The 23255-nt window shown below is 57.3% G+C and carries 22 protein-coding genes; 8 read left to right on the top strand and 14 right to left on the bottom strand.

All coding sequences use genetic code 11. From position 1 onward, the window contains the following. Window positions 1-66: 66 nt before the first annotated feature. The 3 genes from prc to EKL29_RS17910 all read right to left on the bottom strand — a co-directional run bounded on the left by prc (window position 67) and on the right by EKL29_RS17910 (window position 3418). Window positions 67-2112 (bottom strand): carboxy terminal-processing peptidase, encoded by a 2046-nt coding sequence (gene prc, locus EKL29_RS17920; protein WP_120453892.1) that lies wholly within the window; start codon window positions 2110-2112, stop codon window positions 67-69. A gap of 19 nt (window positions 2113-2131) precedes the next feature. Further along, a complete protein-coding gene (gene proQ, locus EKL29_RS17915; protein ID WP_120453890.1) occupies window positions 2132-2821 on the bottom strand; it encodes an RNA chaperone ProQ in 690 nt (229 codons plus the stop codon). Window positions 2822-2917: 96 nt separating this feature from the next. Then, the gene (locus EKL29_RS17910; RefSeq protein ID WP_120453888.1) at window positions 2918-3418 is read right to left on the bottom strand and encodes a GAF domain-containing protein; all 501 of its coding nucleotides are present in this window, start codon (window positions 3416-3418) and stop codon (window positions 2918-2920) included. Between the two features lie 233 nt (window positions 3419-3651). On the opposite strand from EKL29_RS17910, the gene yebS reads away from it, so the two are divergent. The 3 genes from yebS (at window position 3652) to rsmF (ending at window position 9209) form a co-directional block, all read left to right on the top strand. Then, entirely contained in the window at window positions 3652-4896 is a 1245-nt protein-coding gene (gene yebS / locus EKL29_RS17905; protein ID WP_126690354.1) for a membrane integrity lipid transport subunit YebS, read from the top strand. Beyond that, entirely contained in the window at window positions 4865-7501 is a 2637-nt protein-coding gene (locus EKL29_RS17900) for a PqiB family protein (RefSeq protein WP_120453883.1), read from the top strand. Before yebS ends, EKL29_RS17900 begins: the two co-directional genes overlap by 32 nt. A 283-nt stretch (window positions 7502-7784) precedes the next feature. Continuing rightward, on the top strand, window positions 7785-9209 hold the full coding sequence (rsmF, locus tag EKL29_RS17895; protein WP_120453881.1) for a 16S rRNA (cytosine(1407)-C(5))-methyltransferase RsmF: 1425 nt from the start codon (window positions 7785-7787) through the stop codon (window positions 9207-9209). 3 nt (window positions 9210-9212) lie between these two features. On the opposite strand, the gene EKL29_RS17890 is transcribed toward rsmF, so the two are convergent. Beyond that, window positions 9213-9872: a metallophosphoesterase gene (locus EKL29_RS17890; protein ID WP_120453879.1), complete on the bottom strand. Its 660-nt coding sequence runs from the start codon at window positions 9870-9872 to the stop codon at window positions 9213-9215. 394 nt (window positions 9873-10266) lie between these two features. Here EKL29_RS17890 and EKL29_RS17885 point away from each other — a divergent pair, with 394 nt between their 5' ends. After that, window positions 10267-10473, top strand: coding sequence for a hypothetical protein (locus EKL29_RS17885; protein ID WP_120453877.1), 207 nt, complete (start codon window positions 10267-10269; stop codon window positions 10471-10473). Window positions 10474-10795: 322 nt separating this feature from the next. On the opposite strand, the gene EKL29_RS17880 is transcribed toward EKL29_RS17885, so the two are convergent. Further along, entirely contained in the window at window positions 10796-11653 is an 858-nt protein-coding gene (locus EKL29_RS17880; protein WP_120453875.1) for a manganese catalase family protein, read from the bottom strand. Between the two features lie 345 nt (window positions 11654-11998). Between EKL29_RS17880 and EKL29_RS17875 the strand changes: the two genes are divergently transcribed. Then, the gene (locus EKL29_RS17875) at window positions 11999-12325 is read left to right on the top strand and encodes a four-helix bundle copper-binding protein (protein WP_120453873.1); all 327 of its coding nucleotides are present in this window, start codon (window positions 11999-12001) and stop codon (window positions 12323-12325) included. Between the two features lie 68 nt (window positions 12326-12393). On the opposite strand, the gene iraP is transcribed toward EKL29_RS17875, so the two are convergent. The 5 genes from iraP to copC all read right to left on the bottom strand — a co-directional run bounded on the left by iraP (window position 12394) and on the right by copC (window position 15554). Beyond that, window positions 12394-12765: an anti-adapter protein IraP gene (iraP, locus tag EKL29_RS17870; RefSeq protein ID WP_126690368.1), complete on the bottom strand. Its 372-nt coding sequence runs from the start codon at window positions 12763-12765 to the stop codon at window positions 12394-12396. 202 nt (window positions 12766-12967) lie between these two features. Next, window positions 12968-13144 (bottom strand): general stress protein, encoded by a 177-nt coding sequence (locus tag EKL29_RS17865; RefSeq protein ID WP_120453869.1) that lies wholly within the window; start codon window positions 13142-13144, stop codon window positions 12968-12970. Between the two features lie 782 nt (window positions 13145-13926). Beyond that, window positions 13927-14274, bottom strand: coding sequence for a YebY family protein (locus EKL29_RS17860; RefSeq protein ID WP_126690353.1), 348 nt, complete (start codon window positions 14272-14274; stop codon window positions 13927-13929). A gap of 35 nt (window positions 14275-14309) precedes the next feature. After that, window positions 14310-15185 (bottom strand): copper homeostasis membrane protein CopD, encoded by an 876-nt coding sequence (gene copD / locus EKL29_RS17855; protein ID WP_148104576.1) that lies wholly within the window; start codon window positions 15183-15185, stop codon window positions 14310-14312. Window positions 15186-15188: 3 nt separating this feature from the next. Further along, the gene (gene copC, locus EKL29_RS17850; protein WP_126690352.1) at window positions 15189-15554 is read right to left on the bottom strand and encodes a copper homeostasis periplasmic binding protein CopC; all 366 of its coding nucleotides are present in this window, start codon (window positions 15552-15554) and stop codon (window positions 15189-15191) included. 151 nt (window positions 15555-15705) lie between these two features. On the opposite strand from copC, the gene EKL29_RS17845 reads away from it, so the two are divergent. Beyond that, window positions 15706-15936 (top strand): DNA polymerase III subunit theta, encoded by a 231-nt coding sequence (locus tag EKL29_RS17845; RefSeq protein ID WP_120453863.1) that lies wholly within the window; start codon window positions 15706-15708, stop codon window positions 15934-15936. 3 nt (window positions 15937-15939) lie between these two features. Further along, window positions 15940-16608, top strand: a complete 669-nt coding sequence (gene exoX / locus EKL29_RS17840; protein WP_126690351.1) for an exodeoxyribonuclease X — start codon at window positions 15940-15942, stop codon at window positions 16606-16608. Here the strand turns inward: exoX and EKL29_RS17835 are convergent. Together EKL29_RS17835 and EKL29_RS17830 are read right to left on the bottom strand one after the other, a co-directional pair. Beyond that, complete coding sequence (locus tag EKL29_RS17835; RefSeq protein WP_126690350.1) at window positions 16602-18665, bottom strand: prolyl oligopeptidase family serine peptidase; 2064 nt, start codon at window positions 18663-18665, stop codon at window positions 16602-16604. The genes exoX and EKL29_RS17835 overlap by 7 nt on opposite strands. Before the next feature lie 113 nt (window positions 18666-18778). Beyond that, the gene (locus EKL29_RS17830; protein WP_126690349.1) at window positions 18779-19432 is read right to left on the bottom strand and encodes a tellurite resistance TerB family protein; all 654 of its coding nucleotides are present in this window, start codon (window positions 19430-19432) and stop codon (window positions 18779-18781) included. 151 nt (window positions 19433-19583) lie between these two features. Here EKL29_RS17830 and purT point away from each other — a divergent pair, with 151 nt between their 5' ends. Further along, on the top strand, window positions 19584-20762 hold the full coding sequence (gene purT / locus EKL29_RS17825) for a formate-dependent phosphoribosylglycinamide formyltransferase (protein ID WP_126690348.1): 1179 nt from the start codon (window positions 19584-19586) through the stop codon (window positions 20760-20762). A gap of 36 nt (window positions 20763-20798) precedes the next feature. On the opposite strand, the gene EKL29_RS17820 is transcribed toward purT, so the two are convergent. Continuing rightward, on the bottom strand, window positions 20799-21437 hold the full coding sequence (locus EKL29_RS17820; RefSeq protein ID WP_120454212.1) for a bifunctional 4-hydroxy-2-oxoglutarate aldolase/2-dehydro-3-deoxy-phosphogluconate aldolase: 639 nt from the start codon (window positions 21435-21437) through the stop codon (window positions 20799-20801). 176 nt (window positions 21438-21613) lie between these two features. After that, the gene (gene zwf, locus EKL29_RS17815) at window positions 21614-23089 is read right to left on the bottom strand and encodes a glucose-6-phosphate dehydrogenase (protein WP_120453854.1); all 1476 of its coding nucleotides are present in this window, start codon (window positions 23087-23089) and stop codon (window positions 21614-21616) included. Between the last annotated feature and the right edge of the window lie 166 nt (window positions 23090-23255).

The raw sequence follows: 23255 nt of genomic DNA, 5'->3' as shown, positions 1-23255 counted from the left end.
CAACCGTTCCCGATCCTCTGGGCAAAAAAAAAGCACCGCGGCGCGGTGCTTTTCAATCCCTTGCGCTTACTGCGCGGCGGGAGTGGACGCAGCAGGCTGTGATTTATCCAGCTGCGCCAGGTCGTTGGCGATTTTCACCGTCTCGTCGAGGTAAGGATCGGGCTCTTTATAATCCTTCGGCAGATCGTCCAGGCTCTTCAGCGGCTTTTTGCCTTCCGCCTGATAGCGCGCGTTAATCCGCTCCAGACGCAGCGCATCTTCTTCGTGGTTCTCTTTCTCGCGCTGGGCGAGATTAAGCGACACGATATTGCGCTTGTCCTTCATCGCATCAAAGCGAGCGATATCTTTCATGATGTACTGGAACTCGCGATCCTGGGCGATACGCGCTTCGTGCTGTTTGGTCAGTTGCGCGACCAGCGGCTTGACGTCGCCGGTTTTGGTATACGTCGCGGCATTGATGCTGTCCCAGGGCAGCGCGTTGTCTTCGAACTTCTCGCCCGTTTCCGCCGCTTCCACGCCGGTCGGCATCAGCAGGTCCGGCGTCACGCCTTTACGCTGCGTGCTGCCGCCGTTGATACGGTAAAACTTCTGGATAGTGTAGGAAACGGAACCCAGCGCAGGCCATTCAGGACGCAGCATCTGATCGTAAATGCGGTTCAGCGATCGATACTGCTGCACGGTGCCTTTACCAAACGTCGGCTCGCCAACGATCAGCGCACGGCCATAGTCCTGCATCGCCGCAGCGAAGATTTCGGATGCCGAGGCGCTGAAGCGGTCTACCAGCACCACCAGCGGGCCTTTGTAGTAGACGACGCCGTCGTTGTCGCTGTCCTCGCGGACGCGACCGTTATTGTCGCGCACCTGCACCACCGGACCGCTCGGGATAAACAGACCGGAAAGCGATACCGCTTCGGTCAGCGCGCCGCCGCCGTTAGTCCGCAGATCGATCACAACGCTGTCGACGTTCTGCTTCTGCAGCTTTTGCAGCTGAACTTTCACATCATCGGTCAGACCGACATAGAAGCCAGGAATATCCAGTACGCCGACTTTCTGTTTGCCGACGTTATGCACGCTCATTTTCACCGCGCGGTCTTCAAGGCGGATCTTCTCACGCGTCAGGGAGACAGTGCGGGTTTTGGTGCCCTTGCCCGCAGGCAGGATCTCAAGACGCACTTTGCTGCCTTTCGGCCCCTTGATTTTGGCTACCACGTCATCAAGACGCCAGCCGATTACATCTTCCATCGGCTTGCCTGGCTGACCGACGCCGACAATGCGGTCGCCGACGCTGATCGATTTGCTCTTCGCCGCCGGTCCGCCCGCGACCATAGAGTTGATCACCGTGTAGTCATCATCCATTTGCAGCACCGCGCCGATGCCTTCCAGCGACAGACTCATTTCGGTGTTGAACTGTTCGGTGTTGCGCGGCGACAGATAGCTGGTGTGCGGATCGATTTCATGCGCAAACGCGTTCATCGCCAGCTGGAAGACATCTTCGCTGTTGCTCTGCGCCAGGCGGCGAATAGCAAAGTTGTAGCGCTTGGTCAGCACATCGCGAATTTCTTTGTCATCTTTACCGGTCAGCTTCAGGCTGAGCTGGTCATATTTGACCTTGGCGTCCCATAACGCGTTCAGCTCGGCCTGATCTTTCGGCCAGGGCGCTTTGGCGCGATCGATATCGATGGTGTCGTTGCCGGTAAAATTCATCGGACGGTTCAGCACGTCAAGCGCGTACTGATAGCGCTCGAAACGGCGTTTCTGCGCCAGATTGTAGAGATCGTAAAACACGTCCAGCTTGCCGCTGCGCAGCTCGTCGCCGAGCGTGGTTTTTTTGTCGGCAAACTGCGCCACATCTGATGCCAGCAACACGTTGTGGTTGTAGTCGAGCATATTCAGATAGCGATCGAAAATCTTCGCCGAAAAGGCCTGATCAAGATCGAACTGGCGATAGTGAGAGCGGGTAAAGCGGGAGGTCACGCGTTCGCTGACGGTGGGGTCCTGCGGATCTTCATGAAGCTGAGGGATCTGATCGGCGCGGGTAATATTCTCTGCGCCAAATGAAGGGCCTGCCAGTAGCAGGCCCACAATCATACCGATTTTTAACAGGGTGTTCATGCCGGGGTCAGCCTCCGTTTCAGAACTGCAAGTGTTCTGCGCGCACAATCATTGCCATGCCGGAAGCGAGCTGTACCCGAACGCCGTCTTTTGACACTTCAAGAACGGTAGCGTCCATCGCACTTTTGCCTGCTTTGACTTTGATATTCTGGCCTGGTTGCAAAGTTGAGGTATCGGTGATGGGTTTAGCCTGCGCCGCCGGGCGCGGAGCCGGTTTGCGATCCTGAGCGGCTGGACGCGGCGACTGAGGACGCGCTTTGCGCGGCGCATCGCCGTCAGCTGGCTTACGTGCGGCGGGCCGACGCGGACGACGCGGTTCAGCGCCCTCTTCGCCTGCGGCTTCGCGTTTCGCGGCCTTCTGCTGCTCGCGCTGCGCCTGAACGCGCGCTTTCGCCTCTTCCAGCTGCTGACGCGCATGCTGCACGTGCTGCTCGTCCAGCACGCCGCAGGCGTTGCCGTCGAGGTCGACGCGCGTTGCGCCAGCTTTGATGCCGTAAAGGTAACGCCAGCTGGAAGTATAGAGACGCAGCGCTGAACGCAGCTGGGTCTTGCTCAGACTCATTTCGCCCTGAACGCGCTCTACCAGATCCTGAAAGATGCCGATTTTGAGCGGACGCGCTTCACCTTCAGCGCTAAAGCAGTTTGGAAAACGTTCCGCCAGAAAGGCGATCACTTCTTTACTGCTATTCAACTTAGGTTGATTTTCCATGAAATTTCCTGATTACAACGGATTTGCCGACCAGAGCAGGCATGAACAGGCGACATTATAATGACAACATTGCCAAATGCCATGCGATCCAGTCGATTAGCTGCGCGTCAGCTGCAAAAATTTTTCGATCTCGCTGTGCGCGAGCACGTCGCAAAGCCCATCAGTCAGTGCAACCAGCCCTGTTTCATCCTCGCTGTCAAAGCGATTGAACACCGTGCTGTCGATATCCAGAACGCCCACCAGCGTGCCGTTTACTTTCAGAGGAATCACGATCTCGGCATTGCTGGCGGCATCGCAGGCGATATGGCCGGGAAAAGCGTGCACGTCGTCGACGCGCTGCACTTTATCCTGCGCTATTGCCGTACCACACACCCCCTTGCCTACCGGAATGCGCACGCAGGCGATTTTGCCCTGAAAGGGGCCCAGCACCAGCGTATCGGCCTCAGTCAGCAGGTAGAAGCCCGCCCAGTTAACGCCGTCGAGGCGTTCATACAGCAGCGCGCTGAAATTGCCCAGCGCGGCGAGAAACGAGGTCTCGCCCGCGAGCAAAGCGCGCATATCGCGATTCAAATCAGCGTAAAAGGCAGTTTTGTTCATTGTTTAACCATTAACATTAACAACAGAGCGGCTTTTATTAACCGCCCGTTAAAATAAGCACTAAATATCCACCGCCACAAGGTGAATCATCGCGTTAGTTGCTATAACCTTAGATTTTTGTGGATCGAAACGTGGGCCCTTTGCGGGCGTGCCTGAAACGTGAAAACGTTTTTTTGCCCCACGACCGCATCCGGTCACAGCGACAAATATCCGGGCGAAACCTGCATCACCCTATGAAAATTCACGCTATCAGCCAGCCATTGCCCCACGCACGTTATCAGCGTTGTCCGCAATGCGATACCCTTTTTTCCTTACCGGATGTGAAATCGCATCAGTCTGCCTATTGTCCACGCTGCCATGCGCAAATTATCAGCGGGCGTGACTGGTCGATGACGCGGCTGACCGTCATGGCCGCGATGATCCTGGTGCTGATGCCTTTCGCCTTTACCCTGCCGCTGGTGGATATTCGCCTGCTCGGCATGCGCATTAACGCCAGCCTGCTGGGCGGCGTGATCCAGATGGCGGAACAGGGCAATGTGCTTACTGCTTCGATGGTGGCGTTCTGCACTATCGGCGCGCCAGCCGCGCTCGTCGTCGGTATCGGCTATCTCAGCATCGGCCACCGGCTGGGGATGAATCTGCGGCCGGTATTGCTGATGCTGGAAAAGGTCAAAGAGTGGGTAATGCTCGACATCTATCTGGTGGGCATTGCGGTGGCGTCGATCAAGGTGCAGGATTACGCCTCGCTGGAGGTCGGCTACGGGCTGGCCGCCTATCTGACGTTAACGGCGCTGAGCCTGCTGACCTTGATCCACCTTAACGTCGAGCAGCTCTGGGAACATTTTTATCCACAGAAGCAGTATGGTTTTGCCCGCGACAAACTGCAGGTGTGCCTTAATTGCCACAATACCGGCGAGCCGGACGCGCGCGGCCGCTGCCCGCGCTGCCATACGCCCCTTGACTTCCGGCGTCGCCACAGCCTGCAAAAATCCTGGGCGGCGCTTATCGCCTCTGTTGTACTGCTTATTCCCGCTAACCTGCTGCCTATCTCTGTGGTCTACCTTAATGGTTCGCGACGCGAAGATACGATTTTTTCCGGCATTCTTGGCCTGGCGTCCGGCAATATTCCGGTGGCGGCGGTGGTGTTTATCGCCAGTATTCTGGTGCCCTTTACTAAGGTGCTGGTCATGCTGACGCTGCTGTTAAGTATTCACTTCCGCTGCGAGCAGGGTCTAAAAACCCGTATTCGCCTGCTGCGGGTGGTTACCTGGGTTGGCCGCTGGTCAATGCTGGATCTCTTTGTGATTTCATTAACCATGTCGCTGGTCAATCGCGATCAGCTGCTGGCTTTTACCATGGGACCCGCCGCGTTTTATTTCGGCTCGGCGGTGATCCTGACCATTATGGCCGTTGAGTGGCTCGACAGCCGCCTGCTTTGGGATGCACATGCAACAGGAAACGCCGACTACACCGACTAACGCGACGCTGCGCAGCAAACGTAAGGTTTCTCCATTCTGGCTCCTGCCGATTGTAGCGATGCTGATCGCCGGCTGGCTGCTCTGGACTAACTACGAAGAGCGCGGCACGGTGATCACCATTAACTTCCAGTCGGCGGACGGCATCGTGCCGGGCCGCACGCCGATCCGCTATCAGGGCGTGGAGGTCGGCACCGTGCAGGGCATCAATCTGAGCGATGACTACCGCACTATCCAGATCAAGGCGAGCATCAAAAGCGATATGAAAGAGGCGCTGCGCGAGAACACCCAGTTCTGGCTGGTGACGCCGAAAGCCTCGCTGGCGGGCGTATCGGGACTCGATGCGCTGGTGGGGGGCAACTATATCGGCATGATGCCGGGCAGCGGCAAACCGCGCGATAACTTTATTGCGCAGGATACCCAGCCCAAGTACCGCGTTAATACTGGCGAGCTGCTGATCCATCTGCACGCGCCCGATCTCGGCGCGCTCAATTCCGGCTCGCTGGTTTACTACCGCAAAATCCCGGTCGGCCGCGTCTATGACTACAGCATCAACAGCAAAACGGACGGCGTCTCCATTGATGTGCTAATCGAACGCCGCTTTAAGAATCTGGTTAAAACCAACAGCCGCTTCTGGAATGTTTCCGGCCTGAGCGCCGACGTCAGCCTCAGCGGCGCGAAGGTCGAGCTGGAGAGCCTGGCGGCGTTGGTCAACGGCGCCATCGCCTTTGACTCGCCAGACGATTCGCCGCAGGCGAAAACGGACCAGAACTACCGGCTCTATCCCGATCTGGCGCGCAGCCAGCGCGGCGTGATTGTGACGCTCGATCTGCCCGACGGCAATAACCTGAAAGCGGGCCGGACGCCGCTGGTCTATCAGGGCCTCGAGGTCGGCAGCCTGACAAAACTGAATCTGCTGAGCGGCGGGAAAGTCACGGGAGAGCTGACGCTCGATCCCTCCGTCGTCAATCTGATGCGCAGCGGCACGCGCATTGAGATGCGCAGCCCGAAGGTGAGCCTGACCGATACCAATCTCAGCAGCCTGCTGACCGGCAATACGCTTGAGCTGGTACCAGGCGACGGCGAGCCGCAAAGCCACTTTACCGTGCTGCCCGCCAGCGAGTCGCTGCTGCAGAAGCCTGACGTGCTGACGGTGAAACTCAGCGCGCCGGAAAGTTATGGCATCGATGCCGGTCAGCCGGTCATGCTGCACGGCATGAAGATCGGCCAGGTCATTTCGCGCGAGCTGAATGAGAAAGGCATTCTGTTTGTTGCGGCGATTGAGCCGGCCTATCGCAACCTGGTGCACGGCGACAGTAAATTTATCGTCAACAGTCGCCTCGACGTGAAGTTTGGCCTCGACGGCATGAAAGTGCTGGGCGCCAGCGCGCGCGAATGGGTCGACGGCGGCATTCGTCTTGAGCCGGGCAATCAGGGCGCGGTTAAATCCGCTTACCCGCTGTTCGCCGACGCCGAAAAAGCGGAGGAAGGCATTATCGGCGATCGTCCTTCCACTACCCTGACGCTGACCGCCAACAGCCTGCCGGACGTGCAGGCTGGCTCGGTGGTGCTGTACCGCAAATATGAGGTCGGTGAAATCGTCGACGTCACGCCGCGCGCCAGCGCCTTCGATATCGCCGTCCATATCAAACCGGAGTATCGCAAGCTGTTGACCAGCGAGAGCGTGTTCTGGGCGGAAGGCGGCGCGCGCGTGCAGCTTAACGGCAGCGGCCTGACGGTACAGGCATCGCCGCTTAACCGTGCGCTGCGCGGCGCCATCAGCTTCGACAATATGAGCGGCGCGGCGAACGCCAAAGGCAGCAAGCGCACGCTTTATCCTTCCGAGACGGCGGCGCGCGCGGTCGGCAGCCAGATTACCCTGCATACTTACGACGCCAGCAAGCTGTCGGAAGGGATGCCGATTCGCTATCTGGGCATTAACATTGGCCAGGTGGAGTCCCTCTCTCTGAGTAAAGATAATAATCAGGTAGTCGCAAAGGCGGTGCTCTATCCAGAGTATGTACAGGACTTTGCGCGTACCGGCAGTCACTTCTCGGTAGTGTCGCCAGAGATCTCGCCGGCTGGCGTTAATCATCTGGAGACGCTCCTGCAGCCCTACGTCAACGTCGACCCAGGCAAAGGGGGACCGGCGCGTATTTTCGAGCTGCAGGAGAGTACCATTACCGATTCACGCTACCTGAACGGGCTGACGATTTATGTCGATGCCGCCGAAGCGGGCTCGCTCTCTATCGGTACGCCGGTACTGTTCCGCGGCGTCGAGGTCGGCACCGTAACCGGCACTTCGCTGGGCAATATGGCGGACAGGGTGCAGATTGCGCTGCGCATCAGCAAAAAGTATCAACATCTGGTGCGCAACAACTCCGTGTTCTGGCTGGCGTCGGGCTATAACCTCGACTTCGGCCTGATTGGCGGCGTAGTGAAAACCGGCACCTTCCAGCAGTTTATTCGCGGCGGCATTCAGTTCGCCACGCCGCCGACGGTGCCGCTGGCGCCGCAGGCGGGCGCAGACAAGCACTTCCTGCTGCAGGATGAAGCGCCGAAAAACTGGCGCAGCTGGGGAACGGCTATCCCCGATCCGCGACAGTAAGCTGGTCGGCAACATCTGGTATTGTGGTGCGAGCGAGGGTTCAAGCCCCGCTCGCAAAGACGCATAACATGGTCTTGCTGCCAGCTCGTCCCACGCAGATACGCACCCTGGCCTTACGGTGCGTATCTGCGTTGTTCAAAACCGCTCTGCGTTTTCCCTGCCGCGGAGCGCCTGGTTTTTTGTTCCCTGCTGTCTGACTACCGGACCAGCGGCCTGGAGCGACGTCACCCTTTTCGTGCTACACTGCCGCCCCTGTTTTTGACCTCAACGTTTCAACTGGAACCTGCCCGTGGCCGATCTTTTCCCCTCTGACTTTCTTGACCTGATGCGCGCCGCGCTGCCCGATGACGCCGAGCTGCAACGCTTTATCGCCATCAGCCAGCAACCGCTGCGTCGCACTATCCGCGTCAACACGCTCAAAATCAGCGTAGCGGATTTCCTCACCCAGACGGCTGACTATGGCTGGCGGCTGACGCCGGTGCCCTGGTGCGCGGAAGGCTTCTGGATTGAGCGCGACGATGAGAGTCTGCCGCTGGGCAGCGTGGCGGAGCATCTGAGCGGGCTGTTTTACATTCAGGAAGCGAGCTCTATGCTGCCGGTCAGCGCGCTGTTTGACGCCGCGCCCGATGCGCTGAGGGTGATGGATATGGCGGCCGCGCCCGGCTCGAAAACCACGCAGATAGCGGCGCGCATGGGCAACCGCGGCGCCATCCTCGCCAACGAATTTTCGGCGAGCCGCGTCAAGGTGCTGCACGCCAATATCAGCCGCTGCGGCGTCAGCAATGTCGCCCTCACCCATTTTGACGCACGCGTCTTCGGCCCCGCCTTGCCGGAACAGTTTGACGCCGTGCTGCTGGATGCGCCCTGCTCGGGCGAAGGGGTGATCCGTAAAGACGCCGACGCGCTGAAAAATTGGTCGCTGAGCAGCACCGAGGCAATTGCTGCCACCCAGCGCGATCTGATCGAAAGCGCCTTCCATGCGCTTAAACCGGGCGGTATCCTGGTCTATTCCACCTGCACGCTCAATCAGATAGAGAACCAGCAGGTGATCGCCTGGCTGCTGGCGCGCTATCCGCAGGCGGTTGAGGTCGTTCCGCTCGACGCGCTTTTCGCCGATGCCGCGCAGGCTTTAACGCCGGAAGGCTTTTTGCACGTGTTTCCGCAGCTGTTCGACAGTGAAGGCTTTTTCGTCGCGCGGCTGCGTAAAACCGCCTCGGTCGCGCCACTGCCGCAGCCCGGCTACAGGCTGGGCAAGCTGCCCTTTACGCCAGTGAATAAAAAGATGGCGGCAGAGGTCGCTAACGCGGCGGCGTCGGTCGGCCTGCAATGGAGCGACGAACTGACGCTGTGGCAGCGCGATAAAGAGATCTGGCTGTTTCCAGAGGCAATTACGCCGCTGCTCGGCAGCGTTCGCTTCTCCCGTATCGGCCTGAAGCTGGCGGAAACCTTTGCACGAGGCTACCGCTGGCAGCATGAAGCGGTCATCGCGCTGGCGCAGCTGGATGCGCAACGGACATTTGAACTGTCTGCTGACGAGGCGCTGGAGTGGTATCGCGGACGGGATATCTTCCCGGAAACGCCGCCGCAGCGTGATGAAATGATTGTGACTTACCAGCAGCAGCCGCTCGGCCTGGCGAAACGCGTCGGCAGCCGCATTAAAAACAGCTACCCACGCGAGCTGGTGCGCGACGGTCGCCTGTTCCGCTGAGCCTTATTGCAGCTGCACCAGCGTCAGCCGGTTGCCGAACACCGCGCCGGTATCGATATAGCGCAGGTTGCCCGACTCCAGCGGACGCTGTAGCGGCGTATGGCCGAAGTAGAACTCATCCGCGCCGCCTATTTCCCCCGCCTCTTTTCCTGCATCGCCCGCCTGCAGCCGGGTGATGCGTTCGCGGTTCCACACCACTTTATGCCAGTCTAACGGCTGCTCCCAGGCGTAGCGCGCTGCCGGATAGTCCGCGTGCGCCACGATCACAATGCGATCCGCAAGCTGCAGATGCAGGATCAGCGGCAGAGTGGTTAGCCGTTTGAGCGCATGACGCGCCGCAATCAGCTTCGCTCCCTTGAGCTTATAGAACCACTCTCCGCCGTTCATCATCCAGTTCAGCCTGTCGTGACACTGTAACGCCTCAATCGCCATCTCTTCATGATTTCCGCGCACGCAGCGGAACCACGGCTGTTCTAACAACTCTAAACAGCCGGGACTGTCTGGCCCGCGATCGATGATATCGCCGACGGAAATCAGCAGGTCGCTCTGCTTGTCAAAACCGTTCTCCAGCAGCAATGCGTCAAGCTGACTGCGGCAGCCGTGAAGGTCGCCCACAACCCATATGTTTTGCCAGTTTTCACCATTGAGATACTGGTAGTGCATTTCGATCCCGCTTGTTAACCAGAGGTTTATTAAGTGCGGGTTAAAGTATAGCCGGTCACATCTTCAGGGAGGCGTGATGAATAGCCGGAAACAATTTATTAGCGTGTTAGTGCTGATCTTCGTCGGCAGTCTGCTCCTGCTGGAATCGCTGGCGCGTCTCGTGCATCTGCTGTTTGTCGGCTGATCTGGCTGACGCGATGTTCGCTGCCTGCTACTCAGATTTTTCGTAATTTTTGCGCATAAAAGCGCCAGAGCGTGACGATTACTGTTCAGATATCAGGATGTTTCTGACAGACAAAACTGCGTTAGTGTGAGACCTCAGCCCGTCCACAATGTGGAGCAGATACACACAGCAAAGGAGGGATGGCTGATTACCTCCGTCAGGAGAATAAGAATGGTCGCTGAAACGCTTGATAACGTAAGTTTTAACCTTGATTCTCTCGAAAACGCCGCATTAGAAATCTGTAAAACTAAAGGGATGCTGGGTATGCTGTTGGCGTCTGTCTCCGCCGACATTCAGCAATCCTATTTCCAGCTGTTACGCGAGTCCGGCTTCGATGATGAGCTGGTCTGGCTGCAACAGGTGCTTGATACAAAATAAGTGCTTCAGTTAACCCCGGCGCCCGTCGGGGTTTTTCATTTAAGCGCCGCTGAGGGGTTAAATTCATCGCGTTGCTCAATTCCGAAAAAAATATTTTTTTGGACTCTGATTCAGGCTGGTACGGAGGGCGTTGCGGCAGGTTAAGGCGATACTTTATTTTTCCGTAAGAAAAGGACGTAAAGCAAAAAGGATGGCGGCTGGATAAGGTGACGTCCCTGTCAGGCCAAATATCGCACCGCACACATCTGTAATACGGTTCGCTACTGGATATATCGCGCTGAAATCAATCAGTGGCGCGCGCCCTTCCCTGGCCACGTTGCGATTAAGGTTTTAATGCAGGCGGTACGGTACCGGAAAGTTCCTGTTCGCTTTGCGCGCCGGAACCTGGACGGGCATGACCCAGCAGCGGCTCATCGCCCAGCAGCTCAGGCTTCTCTTTAGCGGTAAACTGGGCTTTGCCGTCAAACGAAGGACCTTCGCACCAGCGACCTTTCGGCAACGGTTTATCCAGCGACGTATTAAGCACATAGTAAGAGTGTTCGCTGGCTTCTTCACTTTGCGGGAAGCTGTTAGGAATCGGCAACGAAGCGTTAAGCCCGCCCATCTCTTCGATTACCGCCAGCCACTGCTGCTGGTGCATGGTGTCGCGCGCAATCAGGAAAGAGAGGAAATCTTTCATGCCGGTATCTTCGGTCAGATTGTACAGGCGGGTCGCCAGCACGCGGCCTGTCGCTTCGGCCGTCACGTTAGCCAGCATATCAGCCGCTACGTTGCCTGAGGCATAGATATGACTCATATCGAAAGGCACGCCGTTGGCGTTGACCGGCAGCGCCGCCAGACCCGATGAAAGGATATGACGCGGGTTCATGCCGCCCAGTACCGCGTTGACGACCGGATCTTTCGCCGACGCTTCCTGATAGGAGAGCGGTGCGCCTTCCAGGTTCAGCGCGACGGCATGCGCCAGCATTTCGATATGCGCCAGCTCTTCAGTCGCGGTAGAGATCAGCAGATCGCGAATACGCGCGTCGCCACGGGCGCCCATGGCCTGGAAGAAGTACTGCATCGCCACACGAATCTCCCCTTCCACTCCGCCAATCGCCTGTTGCAGCAGCATAGCAAATTCCGGATCCGGTTTATCGACGCGAACGGGATATTGAAGTTTTGAAGAATGGTGAAACATATTTATCTCCTGGCTTTTTTTCAAGAATAAGCCAGACAAGCCTGGAAGAGGTTTCACAAAAATGAAAGCGCGACCGTAATTTTTCGGACAAAATATAAGCGGCAGATCCCCCTGCCTCGTCAGAAATATTAAACACTTAGCGTCAAAAAAAAGTTATCGGCTATTTGGTGGCTGACGCAGCCCTGCTGCAAATAAGCATAATGTTTATAAGGTCAACCCACACTATTTTTTATCAACGCCATTTTTTAGCGTAGCGCTGGCAGAATCGCTTCTCTGTCTGCGACTTGCATAATCACCAATATTTTTTAGGCTTAATCAGTCACCACGAAATGATAAGGAGGAAATATGAACAGTGAATATAAACAGTGCCTGGAAGCCTGTTATGCCTGCGCCGCTGCCTGCGATAATTGCGCGGCGTCCTGTCTGCGTGAAGAAAATATTGAAATGATGCGGGGCTGCATTCAGCTCGATATGCAGTGCGCGGCGATTTGTCGCCTGGCCGCTCAGTTTATTGCGCAGCAGAGCGAATCAGCCGTTGCGCTCTGTCAGCTCTGTGCGGACGTTTGCCAGCAGTGCGCGGACGAGTGCGGTCAGCATCAGCACGATCACTGCCAGCACTGCGCGCAGGCCTGTCAGCGCTGCGCAGCGGCCTGTCGGAAGATGGCGGCATAAAAGGGGTGTCTGAGACCAAATATTAAAGCAGGCGCATCAGCCAGCCCGCAAGGCGGGCTGGAGGCAGGCTAAAGCTTGTCTTTTTCCTGGGGTTCAGAGCCAGTCAGGTGAGAGACGCCGCTGATATGAACGAGCCCATCCTGGTCGATTTCGTTATCTGCTTTATCAACCGCTCTGGATATGGTCAGCAATTCCTGGAATTCATGCAGCAGAATGGCGGCATCTGACTTCAGCATTTCATCAGAATCGGCCGATTCAATCACGGTATTGATCGCTTTGTTTGCGCTATCAATCATCTCGGTTACGCCGCCCTGCCTGCTGACGGCTAACACCAGCGCGCTGATCAGCAGCGATTGCGCTTCGACGCGCGCGGTGAGCTGCTTCGTTTCCGCATCGATTTTTGATATTTTAGCGAGCATGCTCAGCACAACATTTTTCATAACGGCCTCCCTGTAAAACAGGGATCTTACCTTGCCGCCCGTCTCCAGCAAGATGAAAAGTCTTAAATAGTCGCTCTGCCTGTAAACGTTTCAGCATGATTTTTTAAAAGGAGCGGCTAATGTGCTGTTACAGCGCATAAAAAAACCCCGACATAGAATGCCGGGGTTGGTGGCTTAAACAGACTCTAAAATATTCTGTTTATTAAGACTTGCGTCCGCCGCTATGGCTATTCTGGCCACCTTTTTTACCTGCTTCTGAAGCTTTTTCACGGTCGTTAGCGAAATTACCGCCACTGTGCTGACCGCCTTTTTTACCTGCTTCTGAAGCTTTTTCAGGGTTCTCTGCAAAATTACCTGAACCACCACGATGCTCGGCCATAATATCCTCCTGGACATATTGTCATTCAGTAAATGGCAACCGGCATAAATCTGTTACGCCAGCCGTATTTCGTGTTGCATGATTAATACTAGACGACCAGCCTGTATCTGCAAGGCTATTTCACGCCAGAAAACCCATTTATTTATTAGCGAAGCGATAATTTAAAAGCGCATATTACAGTGAAGCGCAGGGTAATAACTTTATCTTCAGCAACTTACCTGAAACAGGGCAATAAGCTTAACCGGCGCGCTGTTAATATATTTTTACTAACGTCAAAGGAATAACATAAAAAGAAAGGTGGCTGAGACAGAAAAGTAATATTCGTCTCCCGGGTCAAGATTTAGTTGCTGCTGAAGCAGGCAGATTATCGCCAGAAGAAGCCACGCGCTTACGCCTGGCGCGGTAAAGTAAAAGAGGTGAGTTACGTGATAGCTGCATCGACACAAAACAGGGGTGTTCGCTGATTCAGAAAAGAGACTCGGCTGGTCGGGATATAAGACGCCTCAGGAAGGGTCAGATAACGGGATGCACCGTCTAAATTCATGGCACAAAAAAAGACCGAACACGATTCCTGTATTCGGTCCAGGGAAATGGCTCTTGTAGAGCCGTGCGCTAAAAGTTGGCATTAATGCAGGCGATTTCGCCTTGCCAGTTAAGATTAGACCACGCCTTTGGAAATGCCAGCGAACAGCCGGGCAGAGGGGATCCGCAGGATCAGAGTGTGATCCTGGCGGCAGAATCATCGAAAGAAGGCGCGAATGAGCGTCGCGCCCCGGTCAGGATTATTTATCGCACAGCGCCTGTGTACGCTCGATAATCGGCTGCAGGCTCATCATCTGGCCTGGATGCGTCTTGTCTTCCGCCTGGATTACAGAGATGGGCTGCGCCTTCACCTGGCCTGCCTGCACGCGGGCTTCGGCTTTATCATTGAGCGGATACTGCATCAGCGTGCTGGGATTAATGGCGAACAGCGAGCCATCTTTTTCGCAGGTTAACATCACCTCTTCACGGCTAAAGGGCCATGCCGCCTTACCCACCTCAAAACGGCTGACGGTAATAATCTCCGCCGCCAGCGCCTGGCCACAGAGAGATAATAACAGCATTGCGGGGATCACTTTCTTCAGCAAAATAGCCTACCTTTTTACTCAGTCAAAACGGGTCAAACTCAGGCTGGTGACAGCGTGGCGAAGACGCTGACCAGGCCAACCACTGCGCATGCCAGCAGCAGTTCAAGCTGCGTCATACGAATAAATTTATGTTGCGCGCCCTTCCCCGCGCGGCGAAAACGCGGCACCAGCACGTAACGGTTGAGCAGCGCAATAGCGACCATAAGGGCCACCAGCGTCACCTTAACAACTAACAGTTCGCTGTAAAGGCCGCCATGCCACTGGCGAGGCCAGCCGACGATCAGCAGCGTATTCACCACGCCAGTGAGCAGCGTCGCGGCGACCGCCAGATGTCCGTAACGCGAAAAGCGCATCATGGTGCGAATGGCGTCGCTGCGCCGATCGATCTGCCGCGCCTCGCGCATCAGAATAAGCAGCGGCAACAGGCCGCCCGTCCAGAAGGCGGCGCCGATGAGATGCAGCGCATGATTAGCCTGCTGCAGCGCGCCCACAGCGCCTTCGCGCATCGCCGCATGTCCGGTCAACGCCATACAGCCCAGCTGCAACAGCGCGCCCACCAGCCACGCCTGCTGCCGTCGTTCGTTACGCAGCAGACTCGCCAGCAGCGTTGCCGCGGCCAGCGCTATCTCCCACTGCCAGACCGCACCAAAGCGCGTGCTCAGCACCGCACGCCAGATCAGAGCGTCGCTCAGATTGCGCCAGTCGCCGCTCATCAACGCCAGCTGGGTTGCCAGCATCAGCAGTCCGCTGAGCAGCGCCAGCCAGACGCACCCGCGCATTATGGCATCGAGACGCTGCGCCAGCGCGCGACGATAGCGTACCGGCGCTAACAGCGCGGTGTAAAATGCGCTACCCGCCAGCAGCATCACGGCGGCAAAATGCAGCGCACGCAGCAGGATCCACAGCAAAGTCACTGATTACTTCACGCTAAAGCGGTAGCTGCCCTGGGTTTTATGTCCGTCAACCGACAGTACGTGCCAGTTAACCTGGTAATCGCCCGCGGTCAGCGGCGCCTTCAGCGGAACGATCAGCCGATTGTGCTGCTTCGCATCCAGCTGCGCTTTTTCGCTGGCGATCGTTTTTTTACCGGCATCCAGCAGCGTTACGCCGCTAAAAGCGGGTTCTATATCTTCGGTAAAGCTGAGGGTCAGCGCCTGCGGCGCGGCGGCGATAACAGCGTTATCGGCCGGTTGGGACGATTTCAGGTGAGCATGCGCCAGCACCGACTGGCTGAACAGCAGCAGCGAGACGGCAGCGCCTGTTAAGAGGGTTCTTTTCTGCATGGGATCATCCTTTTAGCCATCGCATCAGCGGCAAACGTGGGCAAGGATACGCCGTGGCTTTTAAGGTGTCGAGGGCCAGCGATGCTATCCTTTGCCCTTGATTCAGAGCGGGATAAGCATTATTTTTGCCCCCTGTCTTCAGGAGATCACCATGAGTCAAAACCTCGCCCTGCTTTCTCAGGAAGAGAAAGATAAAGTCAATGTTGAACTGGCCGCAGCGGGCGTGGCGTTCAAAGAGCGCTACAACATGCCGGTAGTGGCTGAAATGGTTGAAAACGAGCAGCCTGCGGCGCTTCGTGACTGGTTTCGCCAGCGACTGATGCACTATCGCCAGGCGTCGCTGAACTTTTCACGCCTGCCCTACGAACCCAAACTGAAGTAATTCATGCTACGCGTAATTGATACCGAAACCTGCGGTCTACAGGGTGGCGTGGTGGAAGTGGCGTCGGTCGATGTGATTGACGGCCAGATCGTCAACCCGATGAGCGATCTGATCCTGCCTGACCGCCCAATCAGCCGTCAGGCGATGGCCGTCCACCGCATTACCGAAGCGATGGTGGTTGGCAAACCCACCATCGAAGAGGCGATTGGCCGCTATCACGGCAGCGCTTTCTATGTCGCGCATAACGCCAGCTTCGATCGCCGCATGCTACCGGAGATGCACGGCGACTGGATCTGCACCATGCTGCTGTCGCGCCAGCTCTGGCCTGGCATTAAGTACGGCAATCAGGCGCTGCGCCACAGCCTGAAGCTGGAGGTCTCGCCCCCCGCCGATCTGCATGCCCACCGCGCGCTTTACGACTGTTACGTTACCGCCGCGCTGTTGATCCGTATTATGGAGACCTCCGGCTGGGATGCGTCGCAGATGGCGCAGCGCTGCCAGCCCGCCAGCGTGGCGGGCGACGTGCTGCCCTTCGGCAAGTATCGTGGTCAAAGCGTCGCCGCCATTGCGCGCAAAGATCCACGCTATCTGCGCTGGGTGCTGGAGAACGTGCGCGATTTGCGCCCGCCGCTGCGGCAGGCGCTGCGTCGATACCTGAGCGACGATCAGTAATCGCGCTGCGGCGGCAGGCTGCCCTGCGCCAGCGCGATCAGGAAAGTCAGCTCCAGCGCAATTCCCTCATAGGATTTATAACGTCCTGACTTGCCGCCGTGACCGGCATCCATATCCGTACAGAGCATCAGCAGATTATTGTCGGTCTTCAGCGCGCGCAGTTTCGCCACCCATTTCGCTGGCTCCCAGTATTGCACCTGAGAATCATGCAGCCCGGTGGTCACCAGCATATGCGGATAGGCTTTCGCCTCGACATTGTCGTAGGGGCTGTACTGACGAATATAGCCGTAGTAATCGGCGTCGTTAGGGTTGCCCCACTCATCATATTCACCCGTGGTAAGCGGGATCGACTCATCCAGCATCGTCGTGACCACATCGACAAAGGGCACCTGCGCCACCACGCCGTGAAAGAGTTCCGGCGCCATATTGATTACGGCACCCATCAGCAGGCCGCCCGCGCTGCCGCCCATAGCATAGAGCTGCTCAGGCTGACCAAAGCCCTTTTTCACCAGCGCCTGCGTGACGTCGATAAAGTCGGTAAAGCTGTTCATCTTGTTGAACAGGCGGCCGCCGTCATACCAGCGCTGTCCCAGCTCGCCGCCGCCGCGCACGTTGACCAGCGCGTAGACGAAACCGCGATCGAGCAGGCTAAGGCGGCTGACGCTGAAGTCCGCCTCCATATTGCTGCCATAGGCGCCGTAGCCATAGACCAGCATCGGGTTTTTGCCGGGCTGGTAGTGCCTGCGGTGATAGACCAGCGACACCGGCACTTCGGTGCCGTCGCGCGCCGTAATCCAGTGATGCTCGCTTTTGTAGTTGTCCGGGTCGAAATTACCAATCGTGCTCTGCTTGAGGATACGCCGTTCGCCGGTGTCCATATCCAGCTCAAACAGCGTGGTCGGCGTGGTCATCGAGCCGTAGCCATAGCGCAGCTTGCTGGTTTCCGGCGAAGGATTGAACGCCAGCCAGGTGACATAGGTGGGATCGTCAAAGGCGATGCCGGTCACTTCCCCGGTTTCCCAGTGAACCTGACGCAGGCTGGTGAGGCCGCGCTGGCGCTCCTCTACCACCAGCCAGTCGCGGAACAGCTGGAAGTCTTCCATCACGACATGATCGCGCGGCTTGATCAGGGTTTCCCAGCGCGACTCATCCAGCCAGCGCGTACGGTAAAGCCCGAAATTCTCGCCGTCCCGGTTCGATCGGATATAAAACTGATGCTGATAGTGATCCAGACTGTACTCATGATCTTTACGGCGCGGCAAAAATATCTGCGGCGTGGCGTCCGGGAAACCGGCGTCGATCAGCTGGATCTCGCTGGTGTTGGTGCTGAACAGCGCGATCAGAATGAAATGTTCAGACGTGGTTTTATGCACGCTGAGATGATAGGTATCATCCTTTTCTTCATAAACCAGCTGGTCGTCACTTTGCGGCGTGCCAAGTTCATGTCGCCAGACCTGATAAGGCAGCAGCGTTTGCTCATGTTTGCGCACGTAGTAGAGCGTGCGCGAATCATTCGCCCAGGCGAAGCTGGACGAGGCGTTGTTTAATACTTCGGGATACCAGCTCCCTTTCTCAAGGCAGCGAAAACGGATGCCGTATTGCCGCCGGGAGAGAAAGTCTTCCGCCAGCGCCATCACCTTATTGTCAGGACTGATATTGAGCGAGCCCATGGTGTAGAACTCGCTGTGCGAGGCGCGCTGGTTAGCGTCCAGCAGCAGCGTCCACTCATCGGTCTCGGCGCTCTCGGCGGGTTGGCGGTAATACGCGGCATACTCGTTGCCGCTCTCATAGCGACTCTGATAGCGATAGCCGTTGTGCACATAGGGAACCGAATGGTCCTGCGGCGGCAGGCGATCGACAATCTCTTTTAAAATGCGGTTCTGTAACGGCTGCTGGGTCGCCATAATCTGCTTGCCGTAGTTATTTTCGGCACGCAAATAGTCCAGCACCTCTTCATTATCGCGCTTGTCGTCGCGCAGCCAGTAATAATCGTCCACGCGCGTATCGCCATGGAGCGTCATTTCATGAGGAATTTTTTTTGCGATGGGGGCCTGCATGCTCCGTCTCCCTGTTATTAATACTCTTTAAGGGTGGCATCAGGTGGCGGGGAAGCCAAATTTTTGTGCGTAACGCGTTGTTATTGCGGCCGCGCAAGGCGGCCGCAGGTGGCTTATTCCGCTGCGATCTGCGCTTTTTTCGTCTGCAAATCCTTTTCAATGCCGTCACGCACGTCCTGCGGAATCTTCAACGCGTCGCCCAGTGCGGTGAGGTAGCTGCGCTCCATAAAGTGATCGATATCGATAGCGACACAGCTGAGGAAATAGAGTTCCAGCGCTTCATCCTCATTTTTAACGTCGGCCGCCAGCCAGGCGGGATCGAGCGGTCGGTTAATGGCCTGCTGGATCAGCGCTTCCGCCGCCTGACCGTAGCCCGATTCATGAATTGTGCGCTCTATGGCGGCACGCTCGCGATCGTCGATATGGCCGTCGCTTTTGGCGGCGAACACCAGCGCCGTGACCAGACGTTCGGCGCGCTGATCCGCCGGGGTCTGCAGCTCGCCGAAACCGGCTTCATGCTGGTGCGTATCGCGCACGCGCTGTTTATATTTGTTCCACAGCACCGCGCCTGCCGCTGCGCCGCCGCCGATAATCAGCGCTTTGCCGCCATACTCGGTTAACAGCTTACGTGATTTTTTGCTGGCGATAAGCAAGCCTGCCAGCCCGCCCAGTGCGCCGGGCGCCAGCATCTCGTTTAATCTTCCGCCGCCGCCGCTGTGATCCTTTTTCGTCAGCAGCGACTGTAGCTGTTGCAACAGGTTGTTCATTATTCTCTCCTTCGTAGCGACAAGGACTCTACTCTGCACCACCGGGCGTCAGTAAACGTCAAGGTGAGAAAAGAGAGGCAAAGCGCCAGAAGATGAGAACGCAAACGTTTTCGTTTATACTGCGCGCGCGTTTTGACTCACAGGTGAAATTATGACGACTCTTGGAACTGCGCTGCGTCCCGCTGCGACGCGTGTCATGCTGTTAGGCTCGGGTGAGCTGGGTAAAGAAGTTGCGCTGGAGTGCCAGCGACTGGGTGTGGAAGTGATCGCCGTAGACCGCTATGCCGATGCGCCCGCAATGCATGTGGCGCACCGCAGCCACGTAGTGAACATGCTTGACGGCGAGGCGCTGGCCGCGCTTATCGCGCAGGAAAAGCCCGACTATGTGGTGCCGGAAATCGAAGCGATCGCGACGGATAAGCTGATTGAGCTGGAGCAGCAGGGCCAGCGTGTGGTGCCTACCGCGCGCGCCGCGCGCCTGACCATGAACCGTGAAGGCATCCGTCGTCTGGCGGCGGAAGAGCTGGGGCTGCCCACCTCCAGCTATCGTTTCGCCGACAGCAAGGCCAGTTTCGAAGCGGCGGCGGCGGAGATCGGCTTTCCCTGTATCGTCAAGCCGGTGATGAGCTCCTCAGGCAAAGGCCAGAGCTTTATTCGCGAAGCCAGCCAGCTCGACCACGCCTGGAAATATGCGCAGCAAGGCGGACGCGCAGGTGCAGGCCGTGTGATTGTCGAAGGGGTCGTCAAATTCGATTTCGAGATTACGCTGCTTACCGTGAGCGCGGTTGATGGCCTTCACTTCTGCGCGCCCATCGGCCATCGTCAGGAAGATGGCGACTATCGCGAATCCTGGCAGCCCCAGCAGATGAGCGACGTGGCGCTGCAGCGCGCACAGGCGATCGCCGGCGAAGTGGTGAAGGCGCTGGGCGGCTACGGCCTGTTTGGCGTCGAGCTGTTTGTCTGCGGCGACGAGGTGATCTTTAGCGAAGTGTCGCCGCGCCCGCACGATACCGGCATGGTCACGCTGATTTCGCAGGATCTCTCCGAGTTCGCCCTGCACGTACGCGCTTTTCTCGGTCTGCCGATCGGCGGCATTCGCCAGTACGGCCCGTCGGCGTCGGCGGTGATCCTGCCGCAGCTGCACAGCCAGAACCTGAAGTTCGTTAACGTAGAAGCGGCACTGGGCGCGGGACTGCAGCTGCGCCTGTTCGGTAAGCCGGAAATCGCTGGTTCGCGCCGTCTTGGCGTCGCTCTGGCGAGCGGTGAAAATATTGATGACGCCGTCGCGCGCGCTATCGCCAGCGCGGCGGCGGTCAAGGTCGAAGGCTAATCATCACGCGGTGAGCGCCCTGCTCACCGCCAGTAATTATTTCGCGCCTTCCACCGCTTCACGGGCCAGACGCGTAATACGATCCCAGTCGCCCGTCTCCAGCGCGTCGTTTGGCACCAGCCAGGAGCCGCCAATACAGAGCACGCTTTTCAGCGCCAGATAGTCGCGATAGTTGGCGGGCGAAATGCCGCCGGTCGGACAGAAGCGCACCTGCGGGAAGGGACCGCCGATCGCCTGCAGCGCCTTAACGCCGCCGTTCGCTTCCGCCGGAAAGAATTTAAATTCGCGCAGGCCGTAATCCATGCCGGTCATCAGTTCGGAAACGGTGCTGATACCCGGAATAAGCGGCACCGGACCTTCTACCGCGGCCTTAAGCAGCGACTCAGTGACGCCAGGGCTGATAACGAACTGCGCACCCGCTTCGGTCACTTCCTGCAGCTGCTGCGTGTTGATAACGGTTCCTGCGCCAACGATCGCCTCCGGCACCTCTTTAATCATCAGGCGCAGCGCATCCATCGCCACCGGCGTACGCAGCGTCACTTCCAGCACGCGAACGCCGCCCGCCACCAGCGCTTTCGCCATCGGCACCGCATGTTCCAGCTTGTTCACTACGATCACCGGCACCACAGGTCCAGTGGTCAGGATCTTTTCAGCACTCGTCTTCCAGTTCTTCATCGGTTCCCCTTGCTTATCCATACCGGCGCCTGCCGTGTGCCGCGCCATCAATGCGTCACTACCATACAGGATCGCCTTCCGCATCGTCTATCCGCCCTGGATAATTTTTGAAACTGCGGTTCACTTTCCTGCGTACAGGTACAAAAAAGCCCGCACGCGGCGGGCTGATGTCAGGATTATTCGAACTCGTTCCACGAGCGGCCGTCGCGCGTGATCATCGCCACAGACGCCACCGGCCCCCAGGTACCAGCCTGATAAGGCTTGGAGGAGTCGCCGTCGGCGGCCCAGGCCTCGATAATGGAGTCGACGTAGGTCCATGCCGCTTCTACCTCGTCGCGGCGCACAAACAGCGCCTGGATACCGCGCATGCTCTCCAGCAGCAGGCGTTCATAAGCGTCCGCCAGATGCGACTGATTGAACGTCTCGGAGTAGCTCAGATCCAGCTTGGTGGTCTGCAGTTTGTGTTTGTGATCCAGACCCGGCACTTTGTTCAGGATCTCGATATCGACGCCCTCGTCCGGCTGCAGACGAATAGTGAGCTTGTTCTGCGGCAGCTCGGAGTAGGAATCCTTGAACAGGTTCATCTCCGGGTTTTTAAAGTAGACCACCACTTCAGAACATTTGGTCGGCAGACGCTTGCCGGTACGCAGATAGAACGGAACGCCCGCCCAGCGCCAGTTATCGATATCAACGCGGATGGCGACGAAGGTTTCCGTTGAGCTGGATTTATTGGCGCCCTCTTCTTCCAGATAGCCCGGCACTTTTTTACCCTGCACGAAGCCAGCAGTGTACTGGCCGCGTACCGTTTTATCGCGCACGTTAGTCTGATCGATACGGCGCAGCGAGCGCAGCACTTTAACTTTCTCATCGCGAATCGCGTCGGCGCTGAGATCGGACGGCGGTGCCATGGCGATCATGGTGAGCACCTGCAGCAGGTGGTTCTGAATCATATCGCGCATCTGGCCAGCCTGATCGAAGTAGCCCCAGCGTCCTTCAATACCGACCTCTTCGGCCACGGTGATCTGCACGTGGTCGATCGTGCGGTTATCCCAGTTATTGACGAAGATAGAGTTAGCGAAGCGCAGCGCCAGCAGGTTCAGCACCGTTTCCTTGCCAAGATAGTGGTCGATACGGAATACCTGGCTCTCGTCAAAGAACTCGCCTACCGCGTCGTTGATCTCTTTTGAGGTTTCCAGCGAGGTGCCGAGCGGCTTCTCCATCACCACACGAGCCGGTTTGGCGTTCAGCTTCGCTGAACCCAGCCCCTTACAGATAGCGCCGAAGGTGCTTGGCGGCATCGCAAAATAGTTAATGGTGGTGCGTTTTGCCTGATCGAGCATTTTGCCCAGTTTGGGAAAATGGGAGGTATCGTTGACGTCGAGGTTGCAGAAGTCGAGACGACCGCTGAGCTTGTCCCACAGCGCTTCGTCAATCTTCTCCTTCATAAAGGTTTCCAGCGCTTCACGCACCACTTTGGTATAGGCTGCTTTGTCCCAGTCGGCGCGTCCCACGCCGATGATGCGGGTTTCCTCGTGGATCTGTCCCGCTTTTTCCAGCTGATACAGTGAAGGCAACAGTTTCCGGCGCGCAAGATCGCCTTTGGCACCGAATATCACCAGATCGCATGCCTGGGCTGTTTGTGTTACCGCCATTTTCCTCTCCTCATTGCAGGATGATCCCGTTGGCGTTTGCATCCTCATCCACCGGGTCCGTGTTGTAATTTTCTTTCAGCACAATGTACTTATTTCAGGGGGTCAGGTAAACCTGACTCTATGCTGGTCCGCAGAGTTAACTCTGGACGGAATAAGGCGTGCCGAT

This window comes from Pantoea sp. YU22 (genome assembly GCF_003970755.1).
In the GTDB taxonomy this organism is placed as follows: Bacteria; Pseudomonadota; Gammaproteobacteria; order Enterobacterales; family Enterobacteriaceae; genus Pantoea; species Pantoea piersonii.
This window is presented reverse-complemented; position numbering and strand designations above follow the sequence as displayed.